Raw genomic sequence first — 25,749 nt, 5'->3', positions numbered from 1 at the left:
GCACAGGAATTCGCGGCTTGGGACGGCAGGGATGTCTTTCATGGGCGGCATCCAGGGTGCAAAATCGGCGCATGAGAACGCAATTCCCGCGAAGCGCCCGCGCCGGGGCGGTTGCCTTTGCCGCCATGTTCTTTGTGCTGCCGGGTTCGCGCGGCGCTATGGCCGATCCTGCTGCCTGCGGCGGGACGGCGATGGAAGCGAAGGTCATGGAGGTGACGGAGAGCGGCACGCTCCGGCTCGCCGATGGCCGCGAGGTGCGGCTCGCATCGATGGCCGGACCGAATGTGCTCGATGGCGACAGCGAAGCCGCCGCGCAGACTGTCGCGCTCTTGCGGCAACTCGCGGAAGGAAAAACGGTTCGCGTCTTTACCGATGCCAAGGATCGCGACCGCTATGGACGCATTGTCGCGCGCGCGGTGCTGATCGGCGAGGGGGCATGGCTGGAGCCGATGCTGATTGAGCAGGGCGTAATGCGCGTTGCAATTTCCGGCAATGCCGCCTGCATTGCCGCGCTGCTGGCGGTTGAAAGAAAAGCGCGCGACGAAAAACGAGGACTGTGGGCGCGCGAAAAGTTCAGGGTGTTCGACGCGGCCGATCATGCAGCACTGAACCGGGAGATCGGGCGCTTTGTCGTCGTCGAGGGCACGATTCGCCGTGTCGGCGATACTCGCGCGCGGCTCTATTTGGATTTTGGCCGCCGCTACACGGAAGATTTTTCCATCATCGTGCCGGCGGCGTTCCGGTCAGAACTGGCTAAAATTGGCGGCGATCCGAAAAACTGGCGCGGCAGGCGGGTCCGGGTTAGAGGTATCCTGGTTGCCTGGGGCGGGCCAGCCATAGAAGTTAACGCGGCGCAGGCCGTCGAGATGCTAGAATCCGCCGAACGATGATTTCAGCAACGAATCGCTTGAAGCGTTTTTGCGCCGCGCTCCTCCTGTGCGTGGCGACGGCATCGTGCGCGGGTATCGACTCGATCACCCTCGACAACCTGACGGCGCGCGACGCTGATCCGGCCGTCAACGCGCTCCCGCCCGCGCAGCGCAAGGAACACGAGCGGCTCATCACCACCTATGGCGGCATTTATCGCGCGCCGCAGTTGCAGGCGCTGATCGAGCGCACGCTGGAGCGCCTGACCAAGGCTTCCGAGCGGCCCGAGCTGAAATACCGCGTCACGATTCTGAACTCGCCCGCGATCAATGCGTTCGCGCTGCCGGGCGGTTCGATCTATGTCACGCGCGGACTGATCTCTCTCGCGAACGACACGTCCGAACTTTCCTCCGTGCTCGCGCACGAAATGGCGCATGTGGTCGCTCGTCATGCCGCGATCCGCGAGGACCAGATCCGGCAGGCGATGCTGAACAGCCGGGTGATCTCGGACGTGCTGAGCGATCCGCAACTGGGTGCGCTGGCGCTCGCGCGTTCGCGGCTTTCGATTGCGACCTTCTCGCGCGGACAGGAACTGGAGGCGGACGCGGTCGGCGTCGGCATTGCGGCACGCGCGGGTTACGATCCGTTCGGCGCGTCGCGTTTCCTGACGGCGATGGGACGCTTCGCGGCGCTGCGCTCGTCCGCCTTCAACAGCGGCGCGCAGCAGCCGAAAGACCTAGATTTTCTCTCCAGCCACCCCTCGACGCCGGAGCGCATCTCGATTGCGGTGGCGAACGCGAAGCAATTCGCCAACGCCAATGCCAGCGAGCGCGACCGCGAGGAATTCCTGAACGCGCTGGAAGGAATCACGTTCGGCGACGATCCGAAGGAAGGCTTCGTGCGCGGTCGGCAGTTCTTCCACCCGAATCTCGGCTTCGCGTTCACCGCGCCGGAAGGCTTCACGCTGGAGAACACGCCGCAGGCTGTGCTCGGCGCGGCGCCGAACGGTAAGGAAGCGCTGCGTCTCGACGCGGTGAAGGTGTCCGGCTCCGATCCGCTCACCACCTATATTTCCAGCGGCTGGATCGAGGGTATCGCGCAGGAAACGATCGAGGAATTGCAAATCAACGGCTTCAACGCGGTGACTGCCGTGGTACGCGGCGAGCAGTGGTCGTTCCGGTTGTTCGCGATCCGCTTCGGCAACGATGTGTATCGCATGGCTTTCGCGGCGCGTAGCCTGACCCCGCAGATCGATGCCAGCTTCCGTCAGTCCGCGCTTTCCTTCCGGCGCGTGCCGATCGAGGAAGCGCAAACCATCAAGCCGCTGAAGATTCGCATTCATCGCGTGGTTGCGGGCGACACGCCGGAGCGCCTCGCAAGCCGCATGGCCCATCAGGACCGGCCGCTGGAGCGCTTTCTGGTGCTGAACGGATTGCAGCGCGGCGTAAAGTTGCAACCGGGCGACTATGTAAAGATCATCGGCGAATAAGCGCCGTAGCGTAACGTGCAAAAGAAAAGGCCCGGATCGCTCCGGGCCTTTCTTTTTACTCGTCCTGATCTTTTCAGGCTGCCGCTTCCTGTTCGTCGGTTTCCGGCTTCGCGGCCTTGTTGCGGGTCGGCGCCTTCATGAGCTGCGTTTCGATCAGCTTCGCGGCTTCGGTCTCGGTAATGTCTTCGACCGCCGAGAGTTCGCGGACCATGCGGTCGAGCGCGGCTTCGTAAAGCTGGCGTTCGGAGTACGACTGTTCCGGCTGAGTTTCCGAGCGGAACAGGTCGCGCACCACTTCCGCGATCTGGATGAGGTCCCCGGAATTGATTTTCGCTTCGTATTCCTGCGCGCGGCGGCTCCACATGGTGCGCTTGATGCGCGCCTTGCCCTTCAGCGTCTCAAGCGCCTTCTTGACCACGTCCGGGCCAGCCAGCTTGCGCATGCCGACCGAAGCTGCCTTCGACGTCGGGACGCGAAGCGTCATCTTATCCTTGGCGAACGAGATGACGAAAAGTTCGAGCTTGTAGCCGGCGACTTCCTGTTCCTCGATGCGAACGATCTGCCCGACGCCATGGGCCGGATACACGATGTATTCGTTGGTCCGGAAACCCTGGCGCGTCTGGGTTTTTTTCTGGGTGGTCATGCTTGGCTTCTGCTCCTGATCCGGCGGCTTGCCGGGCTTACGCGACACTTGCGCTGCCAGGTTGAAAGCCAGCGGCGATGCTACTTCCCCGCGCTGCGCCGGTGGCGGAGCGTGCGAAAACGGCCTCTACGCTGGAATTCGGGTCGGGCAGCTCCTCGGAGCGCCCTGGGATTTGCGATTAAACCGGGCGACTGTGGGAAATATAGCACATTTTCCCAGAAAATCAATGGTTTGCCGCAGCGCGAGCGTTTCAGCGCCGCACTTATGGTTAGCGGCAATCCGTGGGGCCGGGCAAGCGGCCTAATCCCCTTCGCCGGGCTTTTCGGAGAAATACTGCTCCTTGCCCTCGACGCCCTGCCACTCGTCGGCGTCGGAGGGAGCGTCGCGCTTGATCGTGATGTTGGGCCACTGCTTGGCGTATTCCGCGTTTAGCGAAATCCACTTCTCCAGGCCCGGCACGGTGTCGGGCTTGATCGCGTCGGCCGGGCATTCCGGCTCGCACACGCCGCAGTCGATGCACTCGTCGGGGTGGATGACGAGCATGTTCTCGCCTTCGTAGAAGCAGTCCACCGGACACACTTCCACGCAGTCCATGTATTTGCAGCGGATGCACTTGTCGTTGACGACGTAGGTCATTGGATCGCCCGGATATAGCGGGGAGCGCAGTAGCGCAGCGACTCACCTTTGCCAAGCGCGCAAGCGCGGCATCAGCCCTGCGCGCCCACACTCTCATAGATGTGTCTGGCGGCGCTGGCGTCAGCCCGGCGCGGCAATATGCCCGTCACCTTCAGCACGCGGACGCGGGCGGGCAGAGCGATGGTCAGCACGTCGCCGGGTTTCACGGCCTGCGCGGGTGCTTCCGCGCGGCAACCGTTCACGCGGACAAAGCCGTCCGCGACGAGGGTGGATGCCAGCGTGCGGGTTTTGACGACACGCGCATGCCAGAGCCAGCGGTCGAGGCGTTGCGACAGGGCCGCCGCCGCGTTCAAGCCTTGTCTTTCTTGTCCGCGACGAGGCGCTCTTTCAGCGCGAGCAGCGACGCGAAGGGCGAATTCGGGTCGATCGGCTTTTCTTTCCGTTCGGGACGCGGCTTGAACGAAGCCGCGTTGCCGTCACCGCGTTTGCCGCGATCCTTGTTGCGGTCTTTGCCGCGCTTGTCGCGGCGATCATGGCGCGGGCGTTCGCTCGCAGGAGATGCTGCCGCCGCCTCGGCGGGAGCGCCGTCCGCGGTTTTCGCTTCTTCCTTGCGCGGCGGGCGCTTGCGTTCGGGCTTGCGCTCCGGACGCGGACGGCCCGGACGCCAGACTTCGATCATCGCCGGTTCGGCGGAAGCCGTGGCTTCCGGGGCGATCTGCGTTTCGGTGGTGTCGTTCGAAGTCGTGGATGCCTCGGTTGGCGCCGCCGCTTCGAGCGGCTGTGCAACTTCGGCCGCCGGTTCCGTGGCAGGAGTTTCGTCCGCCTTGGCTTCTTCCGTTTTCGTTTCTTCCGGCTTTGCGTCTTCCGGTTTTGCTTCGACCGGCGCAGGGCGGCGGTCCATGCGATAGCCGAGCGAACGCAACACGGCCGCGAAGTCTTCACCGGAGCATCCGACCAGCGAGGTCATGCCGACGGCGACGGTGAAACCGAAGCCGTCGATTGCGCCTGCGGGCTTCTCGCCCGGCGCACCGGGCTTCCACGCAATCGCGGGGCGGATGAGATCGGCGAGGCGCTCCAGAATATCGACGCGCACCGAGCGCGTACCCGACACGCGATAACCGGCCGCGCGGTAGAGCGACTTCTGGATTTCCCTGTCGTTCGGGATCGAGGTGCGGCCCGATGCGGCCAGCGCCGGCAATTCGCTCATGCCCTTCTGCGAAAGGCCGCCGTGCTTCAGCGCCCAGAGCAGCAGCGCAAGCTGGCGCGGCGCGGGCTTCAAGAGCGCGGGGATATAGATGTGATACGCGCCGAAGCGCATGCCGTATTTGCGCAGCGCGCCACGCGCTTCCTGATCGAGGCCCTTCACTTCGTCGGCGACGTTGGTGCGGTCGAGTACGCCCAGTGCTTCGACAAGCTGGAACGCGACGCCGCGCGCCATGCCGGTCACGTCTTCGGCTTTGGTCAGCGCATTCAGCGGACCGAGCAGCTTTTCGATGTGCGCTGCGAGCCAGCGCTCAAGGCGCGCCGCAACCTTGTCGCGCGCGGGGCCGGTGAGATGTTCGTCTGCGATCAACTGCACGCGCGGGTTCAGCGCGGTGTCGCCCGCGGCGAGCTTCGCTACAGGTTCGCCCTTCCAGCGCAGGACGCCGTCGTTCGCGAGGATGATGCTGTCGTCGCTCGCGGCGTCGATCTCGGACGCGCGCTGTTCGATGGCGCCCGCGAGCGCTTTCTGCGCGGCTGCGCGCAGCGCTTTCGCATCGGGTCCGCCGCCGCTCGCATCGGGGGCAAATTCAAAACCTTGCAGGCGGCCAATCATGTGGCCTTCGACGATGACTTCGCCGCTTTGATTGATCTCGGCTTCCAACCGTGTGTTCTCTCGTAAGCGCCGCATCAGCACGCTGGTGCGGCGGTCGACAAAGCGTTGGGCAAGGCGCTCGTGAAGCGCGTCGGAGAGCCTGTCCTCGACGGCCCGCGTCACACCCTGCCAGTGTTCCGGTTCGCGTAACCAGTCGGGGCGGTTGGCCACGAAGGTCCAGGTACGAACCTGCGCGATGCGGTTCGAAAGCGTGTCGATGTCGCCTTCGGGCCGGTCGGCAAGGGCTACCTGTTCGGCAATCCAGTCGGCCGGGATCGTACCCTCTCGCATCAGAAATCCATAGAGGGTGAATACGAGTTCGGAATGCGCGGCGGGTGCGACTTTTCGGTAGTCAGGAATTTGACATACGGACCACAGCCTGCGGATGGCGTCCTTGCTCTGCGCCATATCGGCGATTTCGGGATCGCGCGCGGCGCGCTCCAGCACCATCACGTCTCCTGCGAGCGGCGCGCGCGTGAGGCCTTCTTGCTGCGGGATTTCCGCAAGGCTCGCGTCGAGCGCGCGCAGCGACGAAAAATCAAGCGCGGCATTCCGCCATTGCAACATTTTGACCGGTTCGAAAGTGTGCGTCTCCAGCCGCTCGATCAGCTCAGGCGCAAACGGTGCGCATTTGCCGGTGGTACCGAACGTTCCGTCGCGCTGTGCGCGTCCCGCGCGTCCTGCGATCTGCGCCATCTCTGCGGCAGAGAGCTGACGAAACTGGAAACCGTCGAACTTGCGGTCGGAATTGAACGCGACATGATCCACATCAAGGTTGAGGCCCATGCCGATGGCATCGGTCGCGACCAGATAATCGACGTCGCCGGCCTGAAACAGCGCAACCTGCGCATTCCTCGTGCGTGGCGATAGCGCGCCGAGCACCACGGCCGCGCCGCCCGACTGGCGGCGGATGAGTTCGGCGATCGCATAGACTTCGTCGGCGGAGAACGCGACCACCGCCGAGCGCCGCGGCAGGCGCGTTATCTTCTTGTCGCCCGCGTGGGTCAGCATCGAGAGGCGGGGCCGCTGCACCACATCGAGGCCCGGCAACACCTTGCCAAGTATACCGCGCATGGTCGCCGCGCCGAGCAGCCAGGTTTCCTCGCGGCCGCGGCGATTGAGGATGCGGTCGGTGAACAGATGGCCGCGCTCGAAATCGGAAGCGAGCTGCACCTCGTCGATGGCGACGAAAGCGACATCGAGATCGTCCGGCATCGCCTCGACGGTCGATACCCAGTAGCGCGGGTTCGGAGGCTTGATGCGCTCCTCGCCGGTGATCAGCGCTACGTTCTCCCCGCCCGCGCGCGCAACGCAGCGCTGATAGACCTCGCGCGCGAGCAGGCGCAGCGGCAGGCCGATCAGGCCGCTCGAATGTGCGAGCATGCGGTCGATCGCGAGATGCGTCTTGCCCGTATTGGTGGGGCCGAGCACTGCGGTGACGTTGTGCACGCGCCGCGCGAAATCTCTGGAGGAGGCGGGAGGCATTTCCGGTGATGAGTTGCGGGGCTTTTCCGCTCTTTCTGTTTCGTTTCGCTACAACTTGAATCGAATTTTCCGGATTCCGTTAACGAATGGAACGGCATCCGAACGAATCGCGTCCGAATCGCTGACCTGCATCGGTTTCCCGCTGCGTTCACGGCAGCATGTAGTTTCGTACGGGCCTCATGCCACTAATCGCATCGTCGCAGCAGGCGATTTCCACGCCGGATGGAAGGCCGAAAGTTAATTTCCGTGCGCACGGCAGCGTGATTCCGCGTTGAGTCTCACACGCTTGCAGTGTTTCGTTTTGCGACAAGTTGAATTGAATTTTTCCGTTCGCGGTAAGAAACGGAACGAGTCCCGAACGAATCGCGTCCGAATCGCTGACTCGCCAAGGTTTCGGACTCTGTTCTCACCACATCTGGGATCGTTTGAGGCAAGCGCCACCATATCGGGTGAAGCGAAACGGCGGAGCGGAATTTTCCGATACGAAATCGTTAAAAGCCGCGTCCGCGGCCTCGATCAGCGCGGCGAGAGTGCCTGCCGGTTCGGGGTGGCGCGAAATTGCGTGGCTTCTACCACCAGCGTGCCAAGCGTGGTGCCGATCGAAACCTTGATCGGCACGAGCGCGCGTGTGCCTTCGATCGGCGCGAGCCAGATGAAGATCTCGCGGTTGTCGGCCATCGCCTTCACCGAGTTGTGGTTGGCACGGTGCCCGGAAACCGGAACGTAGCGCGCCTGGCAGACCACGACCGGGCCGTTATAGCCGTCGATCTTCTTGGTCAGCTTCTCGATGCTCTTGAAGCTCAGCACCACGTCGTAGCGGATGCGGGCATCGAAGATGGGGAGCGTGCGGTTGCAGGCTTCGGGCGAAATCAATTCGCCTTCGCCTGCAACGAGCAGGAGACCGGCGCTCATTGGGTCGAGCGCGTTTTTAAGATGCGCTTCGAGCACGGGCACGCGGTTGATTTCTTCCTCGCCCTTGCGCGGCGGAACCAGCGAGAACGTCTTCACGGTGCCGGCCTGCACGGTGATGTCCACCTTCTCCGAGCGTTCGGTGGAGTTGGACTGCATGTTGTAGATCGTGTTCCACGGCCGGTTGTTCGCGAACGTGCCGCGGACCGTCGAGGTGCCTTCACCCTTCGCGACCATACGAAGCAGGCCGGTGAACTTGGCGCTGCCCGCGGCGGCAAATCCGGTCTCGGTGACATCGAGAATGACCGCACCCTGACCGATCGGAATGCCGGTCAGATAGACCGAATACTTCGCGTCCAGCCGGGTCTGGCCCCAGGCAGAGGCAGTTGCCGCGAGGAGCAGGGCCGTGCTGGCGATCAGGGTCGTGCGGCGCATGGTTTTCTTTCGGTCCCGGCGGGGTTGCCGGATTTCGCGAATCGCGTGGATTCTAGCGTAATCGGGGCGGCAAGCACGGGAATCGCCTTCGGAAGTGCCGTTCCTTTACGTCCGAACTGTGTCTCCGCGGCGGCGGCTCCTGCCCGGAAACCCTTTCGCTTGACGCCTTTCGGCCCCCTCACTATGGAGATGCCTCGCTTTACAGCCTTGAGCGGCGGCGGACCCTTCGTCCGGAACATCGCCGTTCGTACTTTTAGGAACCTACCATGTCTCGGCGCTGCGAACTGACCGGCAAAGGCGTGCTCGTCGGCCACAAGGTCAGCCACTCGAACATCAAGACTAAGCGGCGCTTTTTGCCGAACCTGACCAACGTCACGCTCCAGAGCGAGGCGCTGAAGCAGAACGTGCGTCTGCGCGTCAGCACCAACGCACTGAAGTCGGTCGATCACCGTGGTGGTCTGGATGCGTTCCTGATGAAGGCTCGCGACACGGAACTGTCTCCGCGCGCGCTGGAGATCAAGCGCAAGGTGCGCAAGGCGCTCACCGCCAACGCCTGAAGGGCGGCCGCCGGGATGACCGGCGGCAAACGGAGCCGCCCGGAGTTATAAACGCCGCGAGGCATCCGGGTCCGGTTCGAACATGGTTTCAGCGCAGAACGAGTTGCCGGTAGCGTGGTGGCGCAGGAGCTTCGGCTTCGCGCTCGATGCAGCCACGGCGAGTCACGCGCGCGCTTCGCTGCTCCTGATCCTGGTCTGCCTCGCCGCGTTCCTGCCCGGCTTCCTCACCATTCCGCCGACCGACCGCGACGAGTCCCGCTTCGCGCAGGCCTCGAAGCAGATGATCGAGAGCGGCGACTACGTCGACATCCGCTTCCACGACGAGGTCCGCTACAAGAAGCCGGTCGGCATCTACTGGATGCAGACGGCGGCGGTAAAGGTGGGGCAGGCGCTCGGCGTGCGCGATCCGCTCCGCAAGATCTGGCTCTATCGAATCCCGTCGCTGCTTGCGGCCATCGCCGCGGTGCTCCTTACCTATTGGGCGGGACTGGCGCTTGCTTCGCGGCGCGCGGCCTTGCTCGCTGGGTTGATGATGGCGTCGTCCATCCTGCTCGGCGTGGAGGCGCGTCTCGCAAAAACCGACGCGGTTTTGCTGCTGACCTGCGTTGCCGCGATGGGCGCGATGGCGCGCGCCTACATGGATACAGGCGGTCCGCGCACGGCATGGCGAAGCTTTGGACTGCCGCTCGTTTTCTGGACCGCCATCGGTACCGGCTTTCTGGTCAAGGGTCCGCTGATCCTGATGGTCGTGGGACTGGGGATGCTGGTGCTCGCCATCGCCGACCGCTCGCTGCGCTGGTTCCTGTTGCTGCGCCCATTCCTCGGCGTGCTGTGGGCCGCGCTGATCGTTGCGCCGTGGTTCCTCGCGATCATGCAGCGCGCAGGCAATACCTTCGTGCAGGGTTCGGTGAGCGAGGATTTGCTCAGCAAGATTTTCGCCGGTGCGGAATCGCACGGTGCGCCGCCGGGGACGTACCTTCTGCTTTTCTTCGTGACGTTCTGGCCGGGCGCGGTGCTGGCCGGGCTTGCCGTCGCGTCGGTGTGGCGCGAGCGGCGCGAGGTTGCGACCCGCTTCCTGCTGGCGTGGATCATCCCGTCGTGGATCGTGTTTGAACTGGTCGCGACCAAGCTGCCGCATTACGTGCTGCCGCTCTACCCTGCGATTGCGCTCTTGATCGCCACGCGCGTTGTCGAGAACAAGCTGACGCGCAGCGCGTGGCTGGAGCGCGGATTGTTCTGGTGGCTGGCGGTGCCGCTGATCCTCGGCGTCGGCGCGTTCGTCGCGGTGCGCTGGATCGGCGGTATGCCGGGCATCTTCGCAATTGCATTCCTCGTGCCCGCAGTCGCGCTCGCGTTTCTGGCGTGGTGGTTCTATCGCGACGACGGCGCGGAGAGCGCGACGCTTCGCGCGGTCGCGGCGTCGGTGCTGCTTTCCGCTGCGCTCTACGGCGGGGTCATCGCGGCGGCTCCCAATCTTTTTCCGAGTTTCCAGGCGGCACGCATCATCCGTGCGCAGAATTGCGAACTCGGCAATGTCGCGGCTGCGGGCTTCCATGAAGCGAGCCTTGTGTTTCTCACCGGCGCGCCGATCCGCCTGATCGACGCACCCACCGCCGCCGATTTCCTCCAGCAACCCGGCGGATGCCGCCTGGTACTGATCGAAGCGCGGCAGGAGCGTGCGTTCGCGCAGCGCGCACAGGAACTGAACCTGCGCTACGAGCGCGTTGCGCGCATCGACGGTTTCGCCATCGGCAATTCGCGCCGCGTCGGATTGTTGCTGTTCCGTGCCGGAGCGGCGCAGTGAGCGAAGCCGGGAGCGGGGAAGCCAAAAGCTACTTCGCGCGCGTTGCGGCGAACACGGCGGCATCTTTCCAGCGATTGCGTAAAACGCACCGGACTTCGCGGCGCGAAGCGCGCGCGCAATTCCGCCGCCGCTGGCTGATTGCGGCGCTCGTTATCGGCGGCGCGGTGCTGACCAGTATGTTCCTGTTCGACCTCGCCGCAACGAGGCGCGTCGCCGACCTGCCGGGCTGGGTGGTGATGTTCTTTCGCAAGTTTACGCATCTCGGCTGGTCGGGCGCGTTTCTGTGGCCGCTGGCGGTTCTCCTGCTGTTTTGCGCGCTGATCAGCGCGCGCAGGATCACGTCATTTCAGCAGGGCGTGCTTGCGGCGGTGGTCGTGCGGCTGCAATTCCTGCTTGCGGCGATCGGGTTGACGGGGCTTGTCGTCGCCATCGTGAAGCGCCTGATCGGGCGCAGCCGTCCCTATGCGGGCGAACTCGACGCATTTCATTACGTGCCGTTCGCCTGGAAGAACATCTACGCCAGCATGCCGTCGGGGCACACCGCGGCGGCGTTCTCGGCGCTGGTCGCGTTCGGTGCGTTGTGGCCGCGCGCGCTTCCCATACTTTGGGTCTATGCGATCGGCATGGGCGCAAGCCGCGTGATTACCTATTCGCACCATGTAAGCGACGCGATTGCCGGAGCCTTCGTGGGGATGCTAGGCGCAATGCTCGTGCGCGAGTATTTCGCGGCGCGCGGGCTGATCTTCGGCACCGACGCGGGCGGCACGCTTCGCGCAGGGCCGGGACCGTCCTTCGCCCGTATCAGACAAGTCCTTCGCAGCGCCATTCGCGGATAACGCCATGCCCGATATTTCCATTGTCGTTCCGGTGCGCAACGAGGCCGGCAACATCACGCCGCTGGTCGAGGAGATCGCGAAAGCGCTCGCCGGCCGCGACTTCGAGATCGTCTATGTCAACGACGGTTCGAGCGACGGCACGGAAGCGGAACTGGTCCAGCTTCGTGCGAAGCATCCGTATCTGCGCCAGATCAAGCATGCGCAATCCTGCGGACAATCTTCCGCGGTGACGACCGGCGTGCGCAATGCGCGCGGCGCGCTGGTGGCGACACTCGACGGCGACGGCCAGAACGATCCCGCGTTCATTCCGCAGATGCTCGCGCTGCTCGAAAACCCGAAGGTCGGATTGGTTGCGGGACAGCGGGTGGGGCGGAAATCTTCCGGCTGGAAGAAATTCCAGTCGAAGATCGCGAACAAGGTGCGCGGCGCGATCCTGCGCGACTCCACGCGCGATACCGGCTGCGGGTTGAAGGCTTTTCGCCGCGATGTTTTCCTGCGGCTGCCCTATTTCGACGGGCTGCATCGTTTCCTGCCTGCGCTGGTGAAGCGCGAGGGATACGAGATCGGATTCGTCGATGTCGTGGATCGCCAGCGCGGCCACGGCGTTTCGAACTACGGATTATGGGACCGGCTCTGGGTCGGGATTCTCGATTTGATGGGCGTGTGGTGGCTGCTTCGCCGCAAGAAGCGCGTGCCCGAAGTTACGGAGGTTTGAATGCTCGTCGATATTTATCACGCGCTGGACGGCTATCTCAGCGGGTTGTTCAAATCCAGCATGGACTGGTGGGTGCTGCTCGGCTTCGTCGCGCAGGTGATGTTCACGGGCCGCTTCGCCGTGCAGTGGCTCGCTTCCGAACGCGCGGGCAAGAGCGTGATCCCGATGGCGTTCTGGTGGCTTTCGATCGGCGGCGGCGGGTTGTTGCTGGTTTATGCGCTGTACCGGCAGGACATCGTGTTCATCCTCGGCCAGTTGTTCAGCGTGATCATCTACGTGCGCAACATCCAGTTCGTGTTGCGCGAGCGCGCGCAGCAGCGCGCGGCGGGCGAGAAGGCGTAGCCGTTACGGCTCGATCCACGCGAAGCGCAGAAGAATGGTGCGCTGGAAGCCGTTGAAGTTGTTGTCCGAGAGCAGCGTGAAGATCGTCTCGCCCTTTTCGTTGCGGGTGATGGCGAGCGCTTCCATGTTGTCGATCTCGTAGGACGGCCCGGCTTCGATCAGCACGCGGCCGTCGGCGAGCGCACCCGGCTTGATCTCGCCGAGGGGGATGGCGCGGATGCGCATGTGGATGCCGCTCAGAAACGTGAAGTAGCGCTCCAGCAAGATGAGATGGCCGGACGGCGCAATCGCTGCGTCGCTGATTTCAAAATTGTTGCTGCGCTTCACGCTGAACGATCCCGGCGTCGCGCCGCCGAGGATGAAGGCTTTGATGTTGCCGTTCTCGTCCAGGCCGCGCTCGGAAAGCGCGAGCAGGCCGCCCGCGAGTGGCATTCCTTTCGGCACGAAGGCCAGCGCTTCAAGCCCCTGATTGTGCGGCAGTTCGCGGATGCCGTTTGGCACGTTGAGCGGAATGCCGAGCGCGCCAAGTCCTTCGGCGCCGTAGCGGAAGCGCACGATCTGGTTCGCGCGCTCGATGCCGACATAAAGCGTGTCGCCGTCGGCTGTGAGCGACTCGGTGTCGAACCAGCCCAGCGAGGCGAGCGGCTTGCCGTTCGGTCCGCGCATCGGCGCCATCTCGGCGTTCTCGATGCCGGCGATGCGGTCGCCGTCGCGCTTGAATTTCCCGCGCAGCCACATGCCGCGATCGGAATGCGCAATGAAGTTCTCGCCGTTCGGGAAGATGTGCAGCCCGGAGAAGCCGCCGAAGAATCTTTCCTTCGCGGTGAGCACGAGGCCGCCGCGGAAGACGAGCGAGCCGAAGCGCTGTTTCGACGGATTGGCAGGGTCGAAGGCGGCAATTTCCTTCGCTTCGACCGTGACTGCAATCGGACTGAGGCTGCGTTGTGCTTTGGGCGCGGAGGGGCCGGTTGCGAGCAGCATTATGCTCGCAAGGGCAAGGCCGCCGTAGCGGAACGGAGTGCGCATCAGTGCAGGCGGCGGCCGCGATGGGATTGCGGCGCGGCGCTGCCGGTGGTCTCGAACAGTTCGGCCAGCTTCTCGGTCATCGCGCCGCCGAGTTCTTCCGCATCCACGATGGTCACCGCGCGGCGATAGTAGCGCGTGACGTCGTGGCCGATGCCGATGGCGATCAGTTCGACCGGCGAGCGGGTTTCGATTTCCTCGATGATCCAGCGCAGGTGCCGCTCCAGATAATTGCCGGGGTTCACCGAGAGCGTGGAATCGTCCACCGGCGCGCCGTCGGAAATCATCATGAGAATCTTACGCTGTTCAGAACGCGCGAGCAGGCGCTTGTGCGCCCAGTCGAGTGCTTCGCCGTCGATGTTCTCTTTGAGCAGGCCCTCACGCATCATCAGGCCGAGGTTCTTGCGCGCGCGCCGCCACGGCGCGTCCGCGGACTTGTAGATGATGTGCCGGAGATCGTTGAGGCGTCCCGGCGACTGCGGCTTGTTCGCGGCGAGCCACGCCTCGCGCGATTGCCCGCCCTTCCACGCGCGCGTGGTGAAGCCGAGGATTTCAACTTTCACGCCGCAGCGCTCCAGCGTGCGCGCGAGAATGTCGGCGCAGGTCGCGGCGACCGTGATCGGACGGCCGCGCATCGAACCGGAATTGTCGAGGAGCAGCGTCACCACCGTATCGCGGAAATCGGTGTCGCGTTCATGCTTGAAGGACAGCGGCTGGAACGGATCGGTGACGACGCGCGAGAGACGCGCGGGGTCGAGCATCCCTTCTTCAAGGTCGAAGTCCCACGCGCGGTTCTGCTGCGCCATCAGGCGGCGCTGCAAACGGTTCGCGAGGCGCGCGACCACGCCTTGCAGGTGGTGCAACTGCTTGTCGAGATAGGAACGCAGGCGCGCGAGTTCTTCCGCGTCGCAGAGTTCTTCCGCGCCGATGGTCTCGTCGAACTTCATCGTATAGGCGCGATAATCCGGCCCGCGCGGTTCGTTGGAGAGCGGATGCTTCGGCCGCCATGGTTCGCCGGGTTCATCCGAGTCGCCGGTATCCATGTCGTCCGGCATGTCGGCAGGCTGCGCATCCTCGGACTCGCTCGTGGTTTCCGGGCGCTCGTCGGCGGCCATTTGCGCTTCGTCCTGCGCGGACTCCTCGCTGGAATCGTCGCGCTCGGCCGCACCCTGGTCTTTCGACGAGTCGTCCTGACCGGAGCTTTCGTCGTCGTCGTCGTCGCTTTCTTCCTGCTGCTCGGTGTTGCGGTCCTCGCCCATGTCGAGCGAGGTGAGCAGGTCGTGCATCGCTTCCGCGAAGCCGCGCTGGTCGTTGATTTCTTCGGTGAGGCGGTCGAGGTCGCGGGTCGCGCGCTTCTCGATGAAGTCGCGCCACAGGTCGACGATCTTCTTCGCGGCGGCGGGCGGCTTCTGCCCGGTAAGACGCTCGCGCACCAGCATTGCGAGCGCGTCTTCGAGCGGCGCGTCGGCGCGGTCGGTGATCTCTTCGTAATTGCCGCGATGGTAGCGGTCTTCAAGCATCGCGGTGAGGTTCTGCGCGACACCCGACATGCGCCGCGAGCCGATGGCTTCGACGCGCGCCTGCTCGACCGCCTCGAACACGGAGCGCGCATTCTCGCCCTGCGGCAGCATCCTTTTATGAATCTGCGGGTTGTGCATGGCGAGGCGGAGCGCCATCGAGTCCGCGTGGCCGCGCAGGATGGCGGCGTCGGCTTTGCTCATGCGCCGCGGCGGTTCGGGCAGGCGCGCGCGCTCCGGGTTGAGCGCGGGCCGCTCGGCCGCGTAGGTCACTTCAAGATCGGGTTTGCCGGCAATCGCGCGTAACGTGCCCGCGACCGCGCGCTTGAACGGTTCGGCGGGTGCTTCCGTCGAGGACTTTGGTTTGCCGGAGTTCGATATCGTCATGCGGTCCTCAGGACAGCGCGACGTTCACCGTGGATTCGGGCAGGTCCTTGCCGAACGAGCGCTGGTAGAACTCGGCCACGATGGGACGCTCGAGTTCGTCGCACTTGTTAAGGAACGTCACGCGGAACGCGAAGCCGATGTCGCCGAAGATCTGCGCGTTCTCAGCCCACGTAATTACGGTGCGCGGACTCATGACGGTCGAGAGATCGCCGTTGATGAATGCTTGCCGCGTGAGATCGGCGACGCGGACCATTTTCGAGATGATGTCGCGGCCTTCGGGCGTGCGGTAATGATGCGCCTTCGAGGAAACGATATCGACTTCCTTGTCGTGCGGCAGGTAGTTCAACGTGGTGACGATGGACCAGCGGTCCATCTGGCCCTGGTTGATCTGCTGCGTGCCGTGATAGAGGCCGGTGGTATCGCCGAGGCCGACCGTGTTCGCCGTCGCAAACAGGCGAAACGCCGGATGCGGGCGGATCACCTTGTTCTGGTCGAGCAGCGTCAGGCGGCCGGAGACTTCCAGCACGCGCTGGATCACGAACATCACGTCCGGGCGGCCGGCATCGTATTCGTCGAAGCACAGCGCAATGTTGCGCTGGAGCGCCCACGGCAGGATGCCGTCGCGGAATTCGGTGACCTGACGGCCGTCCTTCAGGACGATGGCGTCCTTGCCGACAAGGTCGAGGCGGCTGACGTGGCTGTCGAGGTTCACGCGCACGCAGGGCCAGTTCAGGCGCGCGGCGACCTGCTCGATGTGGGTCGATTTGCCGGTGCCGTGATAGCCGGACACCAGCACGCGGCGGTTGTGCGCGAAGCCGGCCAGTAGCGCCAGCGTTGTGTCGCGGTCGAAGACGTAATCCGGATCGGTGTCGGGGACATGCTCGTCCGGCTCCGAGAAGGCCGGAACCTCCATGTCGAGGTCGATGCCGAATACCTGCCGCACCGAAATCTTCATGTCGGGAAGGGGGGCGGTTTCGCTGGTCGGGGTCATGCTTCTTCTCGCCGAAAGGCCGGCTTTTCCTTGCAAGGCGGGTGCCGTGGTCGGGGTGGCAGGAGGTCTGCCGGGGTCGAATTCGACCTTAGCAGAAGGCTTAGCAGAAACCTTGGGACTTTAGGTAGTTGTAGGCCTGCACGACTGCCCTGAAGCGGTCCTCGCTGGACCGGTCACCCCCGTTGGCATCGGGGTGGTGGCGCTTCACGAGTTCCTTGTAGCGGGCTTTCAGGGCTTCCGGGGTCACGTCGATGTCGAGGCCGAGGGTATCGAGGGCCTTGCGTTCGGCGTTCCGGATCATCCGGCCCTCCGGGGCCTCCCGTTCCTGCTGGAACCCGCCCGTCTTGCCCTCGAAGATGTGAAAGGGGTCGGTCCAGGTCTTGCCGGTGAAGCCCGGATTATTGCCATTCATTCGCGACTTTTCGCCGCCGTTCTGGCCCATCTTCCAGGTCGGCCGGTGCCCGGTCAGGGCGTCCTTCTGGTACTGCTGTACGGCGTCGTCCTTCATGCCCGCGAAGTAGTTGTAGTTCGCGTTGTATTCGCGGACGTGGTTGAGGCAGTAATTCCAATACTGGCCTTCGCTGTCGCGCCCTTTCGGCGCCTTGTGCGTGCCCGGCTCCTTGCAGCCATGCCAATCGCAGGCAGGGCTCTCCGCTTTGAGCTTCTGCTTCTTATTCCGCTCAATCGGCTTGACGCGGATTTTATCGAACAGGGGCGAGTCGAACTTCATGTGACGACTATATGGCGATTGGGGCGATCCGGCACAAGCAAAGCGCCTGCACGGTAACGGCTGGTTGTTGTCGTATCGTTGACGCGGCGGCGCCTACGCTTTAAGCGGCGCGGCGATGACCACCAAGATCGACAAGACCATCGACCGGATTCGTGACCGTCTTGCGGCGGCGCTGAAACCTGAATCGCTCGAAGTGATCGACGAGAGCGGGCAGCATGTCGGCCATGCCGGGCATGTGCCGGGCAAGGTCACACACGTGCGCGTGATCGTGGTGGCGGAAGCGTTTCAGGGCAAGGGCCGTCTCGACCGGCACCGCATGGTCAACGACCTGCTCAATCACGAGATGAGCGCGGGCCTGCATGCGCTCGCGATCGTGCCGAAGGCGCCGGGCGAATAATTATTCCGCCAGCGCGTCCCGCAAAACTTCGCGCACGATCTTCGTATCCACGTTCTTCGCGATGAAAGCCTTGCCGATGCCCTTGGCGAGAATGAACACCAGCTTGCCGCGCTGAACCTTCTTGTCCTGCGCCATGAGTTCGAGCAGCTTGTCGGCATTTGGCAGCTTGCCGGGAACCTGCGAGAGACTGGTCGGCAAGCCCACCGCGGAAAGATGTGCGATCACGCGCGCAACGTCCGCATCCTTGCAGAGCTTGAGCTTCGCGGAAAGTTTGAACGCCAGTACCATGCCGAGGCCGACGCCTTCGCCATGCAGCAGGCGATCCGAGAATCCGGTCGCGGCTTCGAGCGCGTGGCCAAAGGTATGGCCGAGATTGAGGAGTGCGCGTTCGCCGGTTTCGCGTTCGTCGCGGCCGACGATTGCGGCCTTGGACTTGCAACTAACGGCGACCGCCTCGGCGCGCGCCTTGCCGCCAGCGAAAATCTCTTTCCAGCTCTTCTCCAGCCAGCTGAAGAACTTCGCGTTGTTGATGAGGCCGTATTTCGCGACCTCGGCATAGCCCGCACGGAATTCGCGCTTCGGCAATGTATCGAGCACGCCGAGATCGGCCAGCACCAGCGCGGGCTGATGGAATGCGCCAATGAGATTTTTTCCATGCGGGGAATTGATGCCGGTCTTGCCGCCGACGGACGAATCCACCTGCGCGAGCAGCGAGGTCGGAATCTGCACGAAGTCCACGCCGCGCCGCACGACGCTGGCCGCGAAGCCCGCGAGATCGCCGATCACGCCGCCGCCGAGCGCGACCACGAGGTCGCCGCGCTCGATGCGCGATTGCAGGATCGCTTCCACCACCGCTTCCAGATTGCCGTAGCTTTTCGTGCTTTCGCCGGGCGCGAGCACGACGCTGCGGGAGCGGATGCCGGCATCGGCAAAGGATTTCTCCAGTGCGTCGAGATGATGACGCGCGACATTGCCGTCGGTGACGATGGCGACCGCCACGCCGGGACGCAGTTTCGCGACGCGCTTGCCCGCTTCCGCGACCAGACCGTTGCCGATCACGATGTCATAGCTGCGCTTGCCGAGCTTTACCTTGACGACGGTCTGTTTCGGCTTCGAGGGTTTCTTCAAGACGATGCTCCGGCGGCTTCGCGTTCGAGTTTTGCTTCCAGTTGCCGCACAATTTCCTCGACCACCATTTCATGCGGGATTTCGCATGAGGTCACGGTGAGGTCAGCCTCCGCATAGAACGGCTCGCGCGCGGCGAGCATGTTCCTAAGCGTGCCTTCGGGGTCATCGTTTTGCAGCAGCGGACGGTTGGCTTTGCGCTTCACGCGCTTCAGCAGCGTTTCGACATCGGCTTTCAGCCACACCGATACGGCGCTTTGCTTTACCTTGGCGCGGGTATCCGCATTGATGAATGCGCCGCCGCCGGTGGCCAACACCAGCGGGCCGCTTTCCAGAAGGCGCGCGATCACGCGCTGCTCGCCGGCGCGGAATTCCGCTTCGCCACGCAGGCGGAAGATTTCGGGAATGGTCATATTGGCGGCGCGCTCGATCTCGGTGTCGGCATCCGCGAAATCGAGGCCGAGGCGCTGCGACAGCCGCCGCCCGATCGAGCTTTTGCCCGAACCCGGCATGCCGACCAGCGCGACCGAACGCGCTCCGAGCAGTTGGCGAAACAGCTCGGCCTTCGGATGCGGGCTTAGCGGCGGCAGGTTTGCCATCGGGTTTCCTCTTTCACGGGACATATGACCCGCGACGCACCCGCTGTAAAACTGTTTACGGAAGCGGGGTTACTATCGGTCCGATTCGGAAATCCTAGATGCCGACCCTGTTCAGGCTCCTGCTCGTACTCGGATTGATCGCCGGCACCGGCTACGCGGTCATATGGTCGCTTGCCAACCTGGTGGAGCCGACTCCACGGCCAATGACAATCAACGTGCCGCAGGACCGGATCGGCCAATGAGCGCCGCGAAGAAAAAGGCCGTACAGGCGGACGGCGGCTGGCCTGAACTCTTTCTCGACATGCTGGCAACCGAGCGCAACGCCGGTCGCAATACGCTGGACGCCTATCGCCGCGATCTGGAAGACTACGCATCGTTCCTGCACGACAAGCGTAACGCGTTCGCGCGCGCCGAGACCGATACGATCCGCGAATATTTGAGCGCACTCGCGAAACGCGAACTCGCGACGGCTTCGGTCGCGCGGAGATTGTCCGCGATCCGGCAGTTTCATCGCTTCCTCTACAGCGAAGGCTTGCGCGGCGACGATCCCGCCGCAGTGCTGGAAGGTCCGCGGCGCGGACGGCCGCTGCCCAAGGTAATGACCGCAAAGGATGTCACCGCTTTGCTGGACGCGGCTCACGCTGCCGTGGCGAAAGTGGCGGAAGATCCCGCGAAGAAATTGCGCGCGCTGCGCCTCGTCTGCTTTCTTGAGTTGCTGTACGCGACCGGCTTGCGCGTCTCCGAACTGATTGCGTTGCCCGCGAGCGCCGCGCGCACCAACGGCGAAGCAATCGTGGTGCGCGGCAAGGGCAACAAGGAACGCCTCGTTCCCATCGGCGGCGCGGCCAAGCGCGCGATGCAAGAATTCCTCGCCGCGCGAAAGGAAACCGGGAAGGCGGAAGAGTCGCGCTGGCTGTTTCCTTCCTTCGGCGAGAGCGGGCATGTCACGCGGCAGCACGTCGCGCGCGAACTGAAAGACCTCGCGGCCGTTGCCGGAATCGACCGGGCCAAGATCAGTCCGCATGTGTTGCGCCATGCGTTTGCAAGCCACCTGCTTGCGAACGGTGCCGACCTGCGCGTAGTACAGGCGCTGCTCGGGCACAGCGACATTTCCACTACGCAGATTTATACGCATGTGCTCGACGAACGCCTCAGGAACATGGTGCGCGACCTGCACCCGCTGGCCGATCAGTAGCCTTGTTGCCGCGACGTAACTTGACTTGAACGGATACCGCGGGCAGCTTCCCGCGAAATCGCGGGATATGCCCGCTTTGGTTGCATTCCCCCACACATGCGAACGTATCTCGATTTCGAAAAACCCGTCGCCGAACTCGAAGCCAAGATCGAGGAGCTGCGCGCTGTCGCGGCTACCGGCGAAGCGGTGTCGATTGCCGACGAAGTCGCGCGCCTCGAAGCAAAATCCGAACTCGCACTCGCGGACATCTACGAAAACCTCACGCCGTGGCAGAAAACGCAGGTCGCGCGCCATCCGCAGCGCCCGCATTTCTCCGATTACGTCGCGCGCATGTTTTCCGATTTCACGCCGCTCGCGGGCGACCGCAAGTTCGCCGACGACAAGGCGATTCAGGGCGGTTTCGCGCGCTTCAACGGCGAGAGCGTCTGCCTGATCGGCCACGAAAAAGGCTCCACGACGGAAGCGCGCATCACGCACAACTTCGGCATGGCGCGGCCGGAAGGCTACCGCAAAGCCGTGCGGCTCATGGAATTGGCCGACCGCTTCGACATTCCGGTCATCACACTGGTCGATACCGCAGGCGCCTATCCCGGCATCGATGCCGAGGAGCGCGGACAGGCGGAAGCCATCGCCCGCTCGACCGACGCCGGCCTCGCGCTCGGCGTGCCGAATGTGGCGGTCATCATCGGCGAGGGCGGTTCCGGCGGTGCGATTGCGATTGCGACCGCGAATCGCGTGCTGATGCTGGAACACTCGATCTACAGCGTGATTTCGCCAGAAGGCGCGGCCTCGATCCTGTGGCGCGATACCACCAAGGCGCAGGAAGCCGCGACCAACATGAAGATCACGGCGCAGGACCTGCAACGGTTCGGGGTGGTGGACGAGATCGTGGCGGAGCCGGCGGGCGGCGCGCATCGCCATCCGGAGGCCACGATTACAGCGGCAGGTAAGGCCATCGCTTCCGCACTGGCGGGGTTCAATGGCTTGCCGCGCGAGCAAATCCGGGCACAACGGCGTGAGAAATTCCTCGCAATCGGCAGGAATCTCTGACTTTTCAAGGCGTTGCAGCCCAGCCCTGTTAACTTCGCGGGGCCGGATCGGTTGCGGTAACCTGCCGTCAAGGGTAACGCAGTAGCCAATGGGGACCGGTTACTTTCCAAACGGTTTTCGGAGTTTTGCGTTGAGCCAGCGCCGCCAGATTTCATCGCTCCGTGCGGCCGCTTTCGCGGCAGTGTGCGCGCTTGCGCTGAACGGCTGCTCCGCCGACTCCATGCTTGGGCCGAGCGACGGCCGCCATCTCGCGCCGCTCTCGCCGCAGCTTATGTCCCTGATCGATCAGAAGGGCATGACCAAAGAGTCGCCGATCCTGCTGCGCATCTACAAGGAAGAGTCCGAGCTTGAGGTCTGGAAGCAGACCAAGAGCGGCCAGTACGAACTCCTGAAAAAATATCCGATCTGCAAATGGTCGGGCGAACTGGGTCCGAAAATCCGCGAGGGCGACCGACAGGCGCCGGAAGGCTTCTATGCCATCCGCCCCGAATTGATGAACCCGCATTCGAGCTATCACCTCGCGTTCAACCTCGGTTACCCGAACGAATTCGACCGCTCGCATAACCGCACCGGCGCGCACCTGATGGTGCACGGCGACTGCTCGTCGCGCGGCTGCTACGCGATGACCGACGCACAGATTTCGGAAATCTTCGCGCTGGCGCGCGAGGCGTTCGACGGCGGCCAGCTTGCGTTCCAGGTGCAGGCGTTTCCGTTCCGCATGACCGCCGCCAACATGGCGCGCCATCGCAACAACCCGAACCTCGCGTTCTGGAAAATGCTGAAAGAGGGCAGCGACCACTTCGAGGCGACGCGCGTCGAACCGAAGATCGACGTCTGCGCACGGCGCTACATCTTCAACGCGGTGCCGAACGACCCGATGAAGCCGTTCGATCCGTCGAAGCCTTGCCCGGCCTATCACATCCAGAACGACATCGCGCTTGCGTTGCAGAACCGCCAGAACTCGGATCGCAACGACATCACCGCGCTCGTGAACAACAATTTGCCGGCCGCGCCGACCCGCATGAATACCGACGGCGGCACGCATCCGGCCTTCAACGGTCAGAATCCGCAGGCCGACGCTGCCGACGACGATGACGTGCAGCCCGCCGCGCAGCCGAAGAAGAAGCAGACGACCAAGAAGGCAGCCGCGCCAAAACAGAAGACCAAAGAAACGCAGCCGCAGCAGACCCGGCAGACGCAACAGCCGGTAGTGCCGGGTTCGACGCCGATCCGCCCGGCAAACGGCGGCTTCAATTCCTTCACGCAGCAGTAAGCCGCGTTCCTCGCGAAACAAAAAAGCCGCGCTTTAAAGCGCGGCTTTTTGTTTTTTCTGCAGGGCCGTCAGGCGAGGCGGCCGTGGCAGTTCTTGAACTTCTTGCCCGAGCCGCAGGGGCAGGCCTCGTTGCGGCCGACCTTGCCCCAGTCGTTGGGGTTCTTTGAATTGCGGTCGCCCTTCGGCTGCGCGCCGGCAGTGAGACGCGCCGGGGCCATTTCGTTCTCTCCGGTCAGCGGATTGACGTGGGTGGCTTCCATTTCCGGAAGCTGCTGGTCCGGCGGCCGGTCCACGATCTCGACGCGGAGCAGTTGCGCCGCCACCGCCTGCCGCAGGTTCGAGAGCAGGTTGTCGAACAACGTGAAGGCTTCCGACTTGTATTCGTTCAGCGGATCACGCTGCGCGTAACCGCGTAGGCCGATCACCTGCCGCAGATGCTCCAGCATCAGGAGATGTTCGCGCCAGAGATGGTCGAGGGTCTGCATCAGCACCGACTTCTCGACGTGGCGGAACAGGTCGCTGCCGTATTTCGCGACCTTGGCGGCCATTGCCTCGTCGGTGGCGCGCTTGATGCGCTCCTTCACTTCCTCGTCGGCGATACCTTCTTCTTCGGCCCAGGCTGCGATGGGCAGCTTCATGCCGAGCACATCCTCGACCGCTTTCTCCAGGCCGGGCGCGTCCCACTGTTCGGCATAGGCGTTCGGCGGGATGTATTGCGCGACCATGTCGTCGATCACGGAGTGGCGCATGTCGGCGACGGTTTCGGAGACGTCGTTCTCGCGCATCACGGCGATGCGCTCCTCGAAGATCACCTTGCGCTGGTCGTTGGAGACGTCGTCGTATTTCAGCAGGTTCTTGCGGATGTCGAAGTTGCGGGCTTCGACCTTCTGCTGCGCCTTTTCGAGCGCCTTGTTGATCCACGGATGGATGATGGCCTCGCCCTCTTTCAGGCCGAGCTTGGTCAGCATCCCGCCGAGCTGGTTCGATCCGAAGATGCGCATCAGATCGTCTTCCAGCGACAGGTAGAATTTGGAGCGGCCGGGGTCGCCCTGACGGCCGGAGCGGCCGCGCAACTGGTTGTCGATGCGGCGGCTTTCGTGGCGCTCGGTGCCGATGACGTAGAGGCCGCCCGCTTCAAGCGCTTTTGCCTTCAGCTTTGCGATGTCGTCGCGGATCTTCTGCTCGGCGGATTTGCGCTGCGCGCCCTCTTCCATATCGCCGAGTTCCTGGCGGATGCGCATGTCGGCGTTGCCGCCGAGCTGAATGTCGGTGCCGCGGCCGGCCATGTTGGTGGCGATGGTGATGGCGCCGGGAATGCCGGCCTGCGCGATGATCTGCGCTTCCTGCTCGTGGTAGCGCGCGTTCAGGACCGCGAACACTTTTTCCTTCGAGGTCTTCTGGTCGCCGTCATAGAGTGGCGAGAAGGCGTCGGCGTCGGAGAACTCCTTCTGCTTGTAGCCCTTCTTCTTCAAGAGGCTCGCCAGCAGTTCGGATTTCTCGATCGAGGTGGTGCCGACAAGGATCGGCTGGCCGCGCGTTTTGCAATCCTCGATGGTCTCGATGATCGCGTTGTACTTCTCGCCCGCGGTCAAATAGACCTCGTCGTGTTCGTCGACGCGGTTGACCGGAAGGTTGGTCGGCACTTCGACCACTTCGAGCTTGTAGATGTCGGCGAATTCGTCGGCTTCGGTGCTTGCCGTACCGGTCATGCCGGCCAGCTTTTTATAAAGCCGGAAATAGTTCTGGAACGTGATCGAGGCGAGCGTCTGGTTTTCCGGCTGGATCGGCTGATGCTCTTTCGCTTCAAGCGCCTGATGCAAGCCTTCCGAAAAGCGGCGGCCCGGCATCATGCGGCCGGTGAACTCGTCGATGATGACGACTTCGCCGTCTTTCACGATGTAGTCCTTGTCGCGCTGGAACAGCGTGTGCGCGCGCAGGCCCTGATTGACGTGGTGGACCACCGAGACATTCTCGATGTCGTATAGCGATTCCGCCTTGAGCAGCTTCGCTTCGCGAAGCATCTGCTCCATGCGCTCCATACCGGATTCGGTCAGCGCCACGGTGCGCTGCTTCTCGTCGATCTCGTAATCTTCCTTCGCGAGCTTCGGAATGTAGCTGTCGATGGTGTTGTAGAAATCGGAGCGGTCGTCGAGCGGGCCGGAAATGATGAGCGGAGTGCGTGCTTCGTCGACGAGGATGGAGTCGACTTCGTCGACGATGGCGTAGAAGTGCGGACGCTGCACCATCTGCGGCAGTTCGTACTTCATGTTGTCGCGGAGATAGTCGAAGCCGAGTTCGTTGTTCGTCGCGTAGGTGACGTCGCAGGCATAGGCAGCCTTGCGTTCGTCGTCGTCGAGGCCGTGGACGATCACGCCGACGGTGAGGCCGAGAAACTTGTAGATCTGGCCCATCCAGTCGGAGTCGCGCTTGGCGAGGTAGTCGTTGACGGTGACGACATGCACGCCCTGTCCGGCGAGTGCGTTGAGATAGACCGCGAGGGTCGCGACCAGCGTCTTGCCTTCGCCGGTCTTCATTTCGGCGATGGCGCCTTCGTGCAGCACCATGCCGCCGATCATCTGCACGTCGAAATGACGCTGACCGAGCGTGCGCTTCGCGGCTTCGCGGACGGTCGCGAATGCGGGCACGAGAAGATCGTCGAGCTTCGTGCCTTCCGCGAGTTGCTTGCGGAATTCGGCGGTGCGCGCGCGCAACTGCTCGTCGCTCAGCTTCGCGATTTCGGGTTCGAGGGCGTTGATGGCCTGTACGCGGGGCAGATAGCCCTTGACGCGGCGGTCGTTGGAGGAGCCGAACAGTTTGCGGGCTAGCGAGCCGATCATCGGGCGTGCGTTCCTGGCGTTGCGAGACGCTTTCCGCGGGAACGTAAACGGG

At 63.6% G+C, this 25,749-nt stretch carries 24 protein-coding genes; 12 read left to right on the top strand and 12 right to left on the bottom strand.

Annotated elements, in window-relative coordinates; translation table 11 throughout:
• Nucleotides 1-71 precede the first annotated feature (71 nt).
• Both KF794_13435 and KF794_13430 read left to right on the top strand, forming a co-directional pair.
• Nucleotides 72-890, top strand: coding sequence for a thermonuclease family protein (locus KF794_13435; protein ID QYK44745.1), 819 nt, complete (start codon nt 72-74; stop codon nt 888-890).
• Complete coding sequence (locus tag KF794_13430; protein QYK44744.1) at nt 887-2,356, top strand: M48 family metalloprotease; 1,470 nt, start codon at nt 887-889, stop codon at nt 2,354-2,356. The genes KF794_13435 and KF794_13430 overlap by 4 nt, the downstream gene beginning before the upstream one ends.
• Nucleotides 2,357-2,429: 73 nt before the next feature.
• Here the strand turns inward: KF794_13430 and KF794_13425 are convergent, their stop codons facing one another.
• From KF794_13425 to KF794_13405, 5 genes are all read right to left on the bottom strand, one after another.
• Complete coding sequence (locus KF794_13425) at nt 2,430-2,999, bottom strand: CarD family transcriptional regulator (protein QYK44743.1); 570 nt, start codon at nt 2,997-2,999, stop codon at nt 2,430-2,432.
• 300 nt (nt 3,000-3,299) lie between these two features.
• Nucleotides 3,300-3,635 (bottom strand): ferredoxin family protein, encoded by a 336-nt coding sequence (locus tag KF794_13420; protein QYK44742.1) that lies wholly within the window; start codon nt 3,633-3,635, stop codon nt 3,300-3,302.
• A gap of 71 nt (nt 3,636-3,706) precedes the next feature.
• Nucleotides 3,707-3,970: an RNA-binding S4 domain-containing protein gene (locus KF794_13415; protein ID QYK46710.1), complete on the bottom strand. Its 264-nt coding sequence runs from the start codon at nt 3,968-3,970 to the stop codon at nt 3,707-3,709.
• Between the two features lie 14 nt (nt 3,971-3,984).
• Entirely contained in the window at nt 3,985-6,975 is a 2,991-nt protein-coding gene (locus tag KF794_13410) for a helicase (GenBank protein ID QYK44741.1), read from the bottom strand.
• A 516-nt stretch (nt 6,976-7,491) separates the two neighbouring features.
• Nucleotides 7,492-8,319: a DUF3108 domain-containing protein gene (locus KF794_13405; protein ID QYK44740.1), complete on the bottom strand. Its 828-nt coding sequence runs from the start codon at nt 8,317-8,319 to the stop codon at nt 7,492-7,494.
• Nucleotides 8,320-8,585: 266 nt separating this feature from the next.
• On the opposite strand from KF794_13405, the gene rpmB reads away from it, so the two are divergent.
• The 5 genes from rpmB to KF794_13380 all read left to right on the top strand — a co-directional run bounded on the left by rpmB (nt 8,586) and on the right by KF794_13380 (nt 12,573).
• Complete coding sequence (gene rpmB, locus KF794_13400; protein QYK44739.1) at nt 8,586-8,876, top strand: 50S ribosomal protein L28; 291 nt, start codon at nt 8,586-8,588, stop codon at nt 8,874-8,876.
• 82 nt (nt 8,877-8,958) lie between these two features.
• Nucleotides 8,959-10,680, top strand: coding sequence for a glycosyltransferase family 39 protein (locus tag KF794_13395; protein ID QYK44738.1), 1,722 nt, complete (start codon nt 8,959-8,961; stop codon nt 10,678-10,680).
• On the top strand, nt 10,677-11,516 hold the full coding sequence (locus KF794_13390) for a phosphatase PAP2 family protein (GenBank protein QYK44737.1): 840 nt from the start codon (nt 10,677-10,679) through the stop codon (nt 11,514-11,516). Before KF794_13395 ends, KF794_13390 begins: the two co-directional genes overlap by 4 nt.
• 4 nt (nt 11,517-11,520) lie before the next feature.
• Nucleotides 11,521-12,231, top strand: coding sequence for a glycosyltransferase family 2 protein (locus KF794_13385; protein QYK44736.1), 711 nt, complete (start codon nt 11,521-11,523; stop codon nt 12,229-12,231).
• Nucleotides 12,232-12,573: a lipid-A-disaccharide synthase N-terminal domain-containing protein gene (locus KF794_13380; GenBank protein ID QYK44735.1), complete on the top strand. Its 342-nt coding sequence runs from the start codon at nt 12,232-12,234 to the stop codon at nt 12,571-12,573.
• A gap of 3 nt (nt 12,574-12,576) precedes the next feature.
• Here KF794_13380 and KF794_13375 read toward each other — a convergent pair whose 3' ends face one another.
• The 4 genes from KF794_13375 to KF794_13360 all read right to left on the bottom strand — a co-directional run bounded on the left by KF794_13375 (nt 12,577) and on the right by KF794_13360 (nt 17,221).
• On the bottom strand, nt 12,577-13,599 hold the full coding sequence (locus tag KF794_13375) for an esterase-like activity of phytase family protein (protein QYK44734.1): 1,023 nt from the start codon (nt 13,597-13,599) through the stop codon (nt 12,577-12,579).
• On the bottom strand, nt 13,599-15,500 hold the full coding sequence (cobT, locus tag KF794_13370) for a cobaltochelatase subunit CobT (GenBank protein ID QYK44733.1): 1,902 nt from the start codon (nt 15,498-15,500) through the stop codon (nt 13,599-13,601). Before cobT ends, KF794_13375 begins: the two co-directional genes overlap by 1 nt.
• Nucleotides 15,501-15,507: 7 nt before the next feature.
• Nucleotides 15,508-16,491, bottom strand: coding sequence for a cobaltochelatase subunit CobS (cobS, locus tag KF794_13365; protein ID QYK44732.1), 984 nt, complete (start codon nt 16,489-16,491; stop codon nt 15,508-15,510).
• A gap of 100 nt (nt 16,492-16,591) precedes the next feature.
• A complete protein-coding gene (locus KF794_13360; GenBank protein QYK44731.1) occupies nt 16,592-17,221 on the bottom strand; it encodes a DnaJ domain-containing protein in 630 nt (209 codons plus the stop codon).
• A gap of 115 nt (nt 17,222-17,336) precedes the next feature.
• Between KF794_13360 and KF794_13355 the strand changes: the two genes are divergently transcribed.
• Nucleotides 17,337-17,618, top strand: a complete 282-nt coding sequence (locus tag KF794_13355) for a BolA family transcriptional regulator (GenBank protein QYK44730.1) — start codon at nt 17,337-17,339, stop codon at nt 17,616-17,618.
• Here the strand turns inward: KF794_13355 and aroB are convergent, their stop codons facing one another.
• Both aroB and KF794_13345 read right to left on the bottom strand, forming a co-directional pair.
• On the bottom strand, nt 17,619-18,746 hold the full coding sequence (gene aroB / locus KF794_13350; GenBank protein ID QYK44729.1) for a 3-dehydroquinate synthase: 1,128 nt from the start codon (nt 18,744-18,746) through the stop codon (nt 17,619-17,621).
• Entirely contained in the window at nt 18,743-19,366 is a 624-nt protein-coding gene (locus KF794_13345; GenBank protein QYK44728.1) for a shikimate kinase, read from the bottom strand. Before KF794_13345 ends, aroB begins: the two co-directional genes overlap by 4 nt.
• Before the next feature lie 74 nt (nt 19,367-19,440).
• Between KF794_13345 and KF794_13340 the strand changes: the two genes are divergently transcribed.
• The 4 genes from KF794_13340 (at nt 19,441) to KF794_13325 (ending at nt 22,860) form a co-directional block, all read left to right on the top strand.
• Nucleotides 19,441-19,584: a hypothetical protein gene (locus tag KF794_13340; protein ID QYK44727.1), complete on the top strand. Its 144-nt coding sequence runs from the start codon at nt 19,441-19,443 to the stop codon at nt 19,582-19,584.
• Nucleotides 19,581-20,537 carry a site-specific tyrosine recombinase XerD gene (gene xerD / locus KF794_13335; GenBank protein ID QYK44726.1) on the top strand — a complete coding sequence of 319 codons (957 nt, stop codon included), beginning with the start codon at nt 19,581-19,583 and terminating at the stop codon, nt 20,535-20,537. The genes KF794_13340 and xerD overlap by 4 nt, the downstream gene beginning before the upstream one ends.
• Before the next feature lie 96 nt (nt 20,538-20,633).
• Nucleotides 20,634-21,587, top strand: coding sequence for an acetyl-CoA carboxylase carboxyltransferase subunit alpha (locus tag KF794_13330; GenBank protein QYK44725.1), 954 nt, complete (start codon nt 20,634-20,636; stop codon nt 21,585-21,587).
• 130 nt (nt 21,588-21,717) lie between these two features.
• Nucleotides 21,718-22,860, top strand: coding sequence for a murein L,D-transpeptidase (locus KF794_13325; protein ID QYK44724.1), 1,143 nt, complete (start codon nt 21,718-21,720; stop codon nt 22,858-22,860).
• A gap of 68 nt (nt 22,861-22,928) precedes the next feature.
• On the opposite strand, the gene secA is transcribed toward KF794_13325, so the two are convergent.
• On the bottom strand, nt 22,929-25,697 hold the full coding sequence (secA, locus tag KF794_13320; protein ID QYK44723.1) for a preprotein translocase subunit SecA: 2,769 nt from the start codon (nt 25,695-25,697) through the stop codon (nt 22,929-22,931).
• Nucleotides 25,698-25,749: the final 52 nt, after the last annotated feature.

It is taken from the genome of Xanthobacteraceae bacterium (assembly GCA_019454205.1).
GTDB lineage: Bacteria > Pseudomonadota > Alphaproteobacteria > Rhizobiales > Xanthobacteraceae.
The sequence above is the reverse complement of the archived record's forward strand: the minus strand, read 5'-3'. Positions and strand labels throughout refer to the sequence as shown.

Excerpts from the sequence above, each read along its gene's own strand:
- KF794_13425 (QYK44743.1), bottom strand. The coding sequence starts at position 2,999 with ATGACCACCCAGAAAAAAACCCAGACGCGCCAGGGTTTCCGGACCAAC.
- cobT (QYK44733.1), bottom strand. The coding sequence starts at position 15,500 with ATGACGATATCGAACTCCGGCAAACCAAAGTCCTCGACGGAAGCACCC.
- cobS (QYK44732.1), bottom strand. The coding sequence starts at position 16,491 with ATGACCCCGACCAGCGAAACCGCCCCCCTTCCCGACATGAAGATTTCG.
- secA (QYK44723.1), bottom strand. The coding sequence starts at position 25,697 with ATGATCGGCTCGCTAGCCCGCAAACTGTTCGGCTCCTCCAACGACCGC.
- KF794_13330 (QYK44725.1), top strand. The coding sequence starts at position 20,634 with ATGCGAACGTATCTCGATTTCGAAAAACCCGTCGCCGAACTCGAAGCC.
- KF794_13375 (QYK44734.1), bottom strand. The coding sequence starts at position 13,599 with ATGCGCACTCCGTTCCGCTACGGCGGCCTTGCCCTTGCGAGCATAATG.
- KF794_13355 (QYK44730.1), top strand. The coding sequence starts at position 17,337 with ATGACCACCAAGATCGACAAGACCATCGACCGGATTCGTGACCGTCTT.
- KF794_13430 (QYK44744.1), top strand. The coding sequence starts at position 887 with ATGATTTCAGCAACGAATCGCTTGAAGCGTTTTTGCGCCGCGCTCCTC.
- xerD (QYK44726.1), top strand. The coding sequence starts at position 19,581 with ATGAGCGCCGCGAAGAAAAAGGCCGTACAGGCGGACGGCGGCTGGCCT.
- KF794_13420 (QYK44742.1), bottom strand. The coding sequence starts at position 3,635 with ATGACCTACGTCGTCAACGACAAGTGCATCCGCTGCAAATACATGGAC.
- KF794_13345 (QYK44728.1), bottom strand. The coding sequence starts at position 19,366 with ATGTCCCGTGAAAGAGGAAACCCGATGGCAAACCTGCCGCCGCTAAGC.
- rpmB (QYK44739.1), top strand. The coding sequence starts at position 8,586 with ATGTCTCGGCGCTGCGAACTGACCGGCAAAGGCGTGCTCGTCGGCCAC.
- KF794_13395 (QYK44738.1), top strand. The coding sequence starts at position 8,959 with ATGGTTTCAGCGCAGAACGAGTTGCCGGTAGCGTGGTGGCGCAGGAGC.
- KF794_13360 (QYK44731.1), bottom strand. The coding sequence starts at position 17,221 with ATGAAGTTCGACTCGCCCCTGTTCGATAAAATCCGCGTCAAGCCGATT.
- KF794_13435 (QYK44745.1), top strand. The coding sequence starts at position 72 with ATGAGAACGCAATTCCCGCGAAGCGCCCGCGCCGGGGCGGTTGCCTTT.
- KF794_13340 (QYK44727.1), top strand. The coding sequence starts at position 19,441 with ATGCCGACCCTGTTCAGGCTCCTGCTCGTACTCGGATTGATCGCCGGC.
- KF794_13410 (QYK44741.1), bottom strand. The coding sequence starts at position 6,975 with ATGCCTCCCGCCTCCTCCAGAGATTTCGCGCGGCGCGTGCACAACGTC.
- KF794_13380 (QYK44735.1), top strand. The coding sequence starts at position 12,232 with ATGCTCGTCGATATTTATCACGCGCTGGACGGCTATCTCAGCGGGTTG.
- KF794_13385 (QYK44736.1), top strand. The coding sequence starts at position 11,521 with ATGCCCGATATTTCCATTGTCGTTCCGGTGCGCAACGAGGCCGGCAAC.
- KF794_13405 (QYK44740.1), bottom strand. The coding sequence starts at position 8,319 with ATGCGCCGCACGACCCTGATCGCCAGCACGGCCCTGCTCCTCGCGGCA.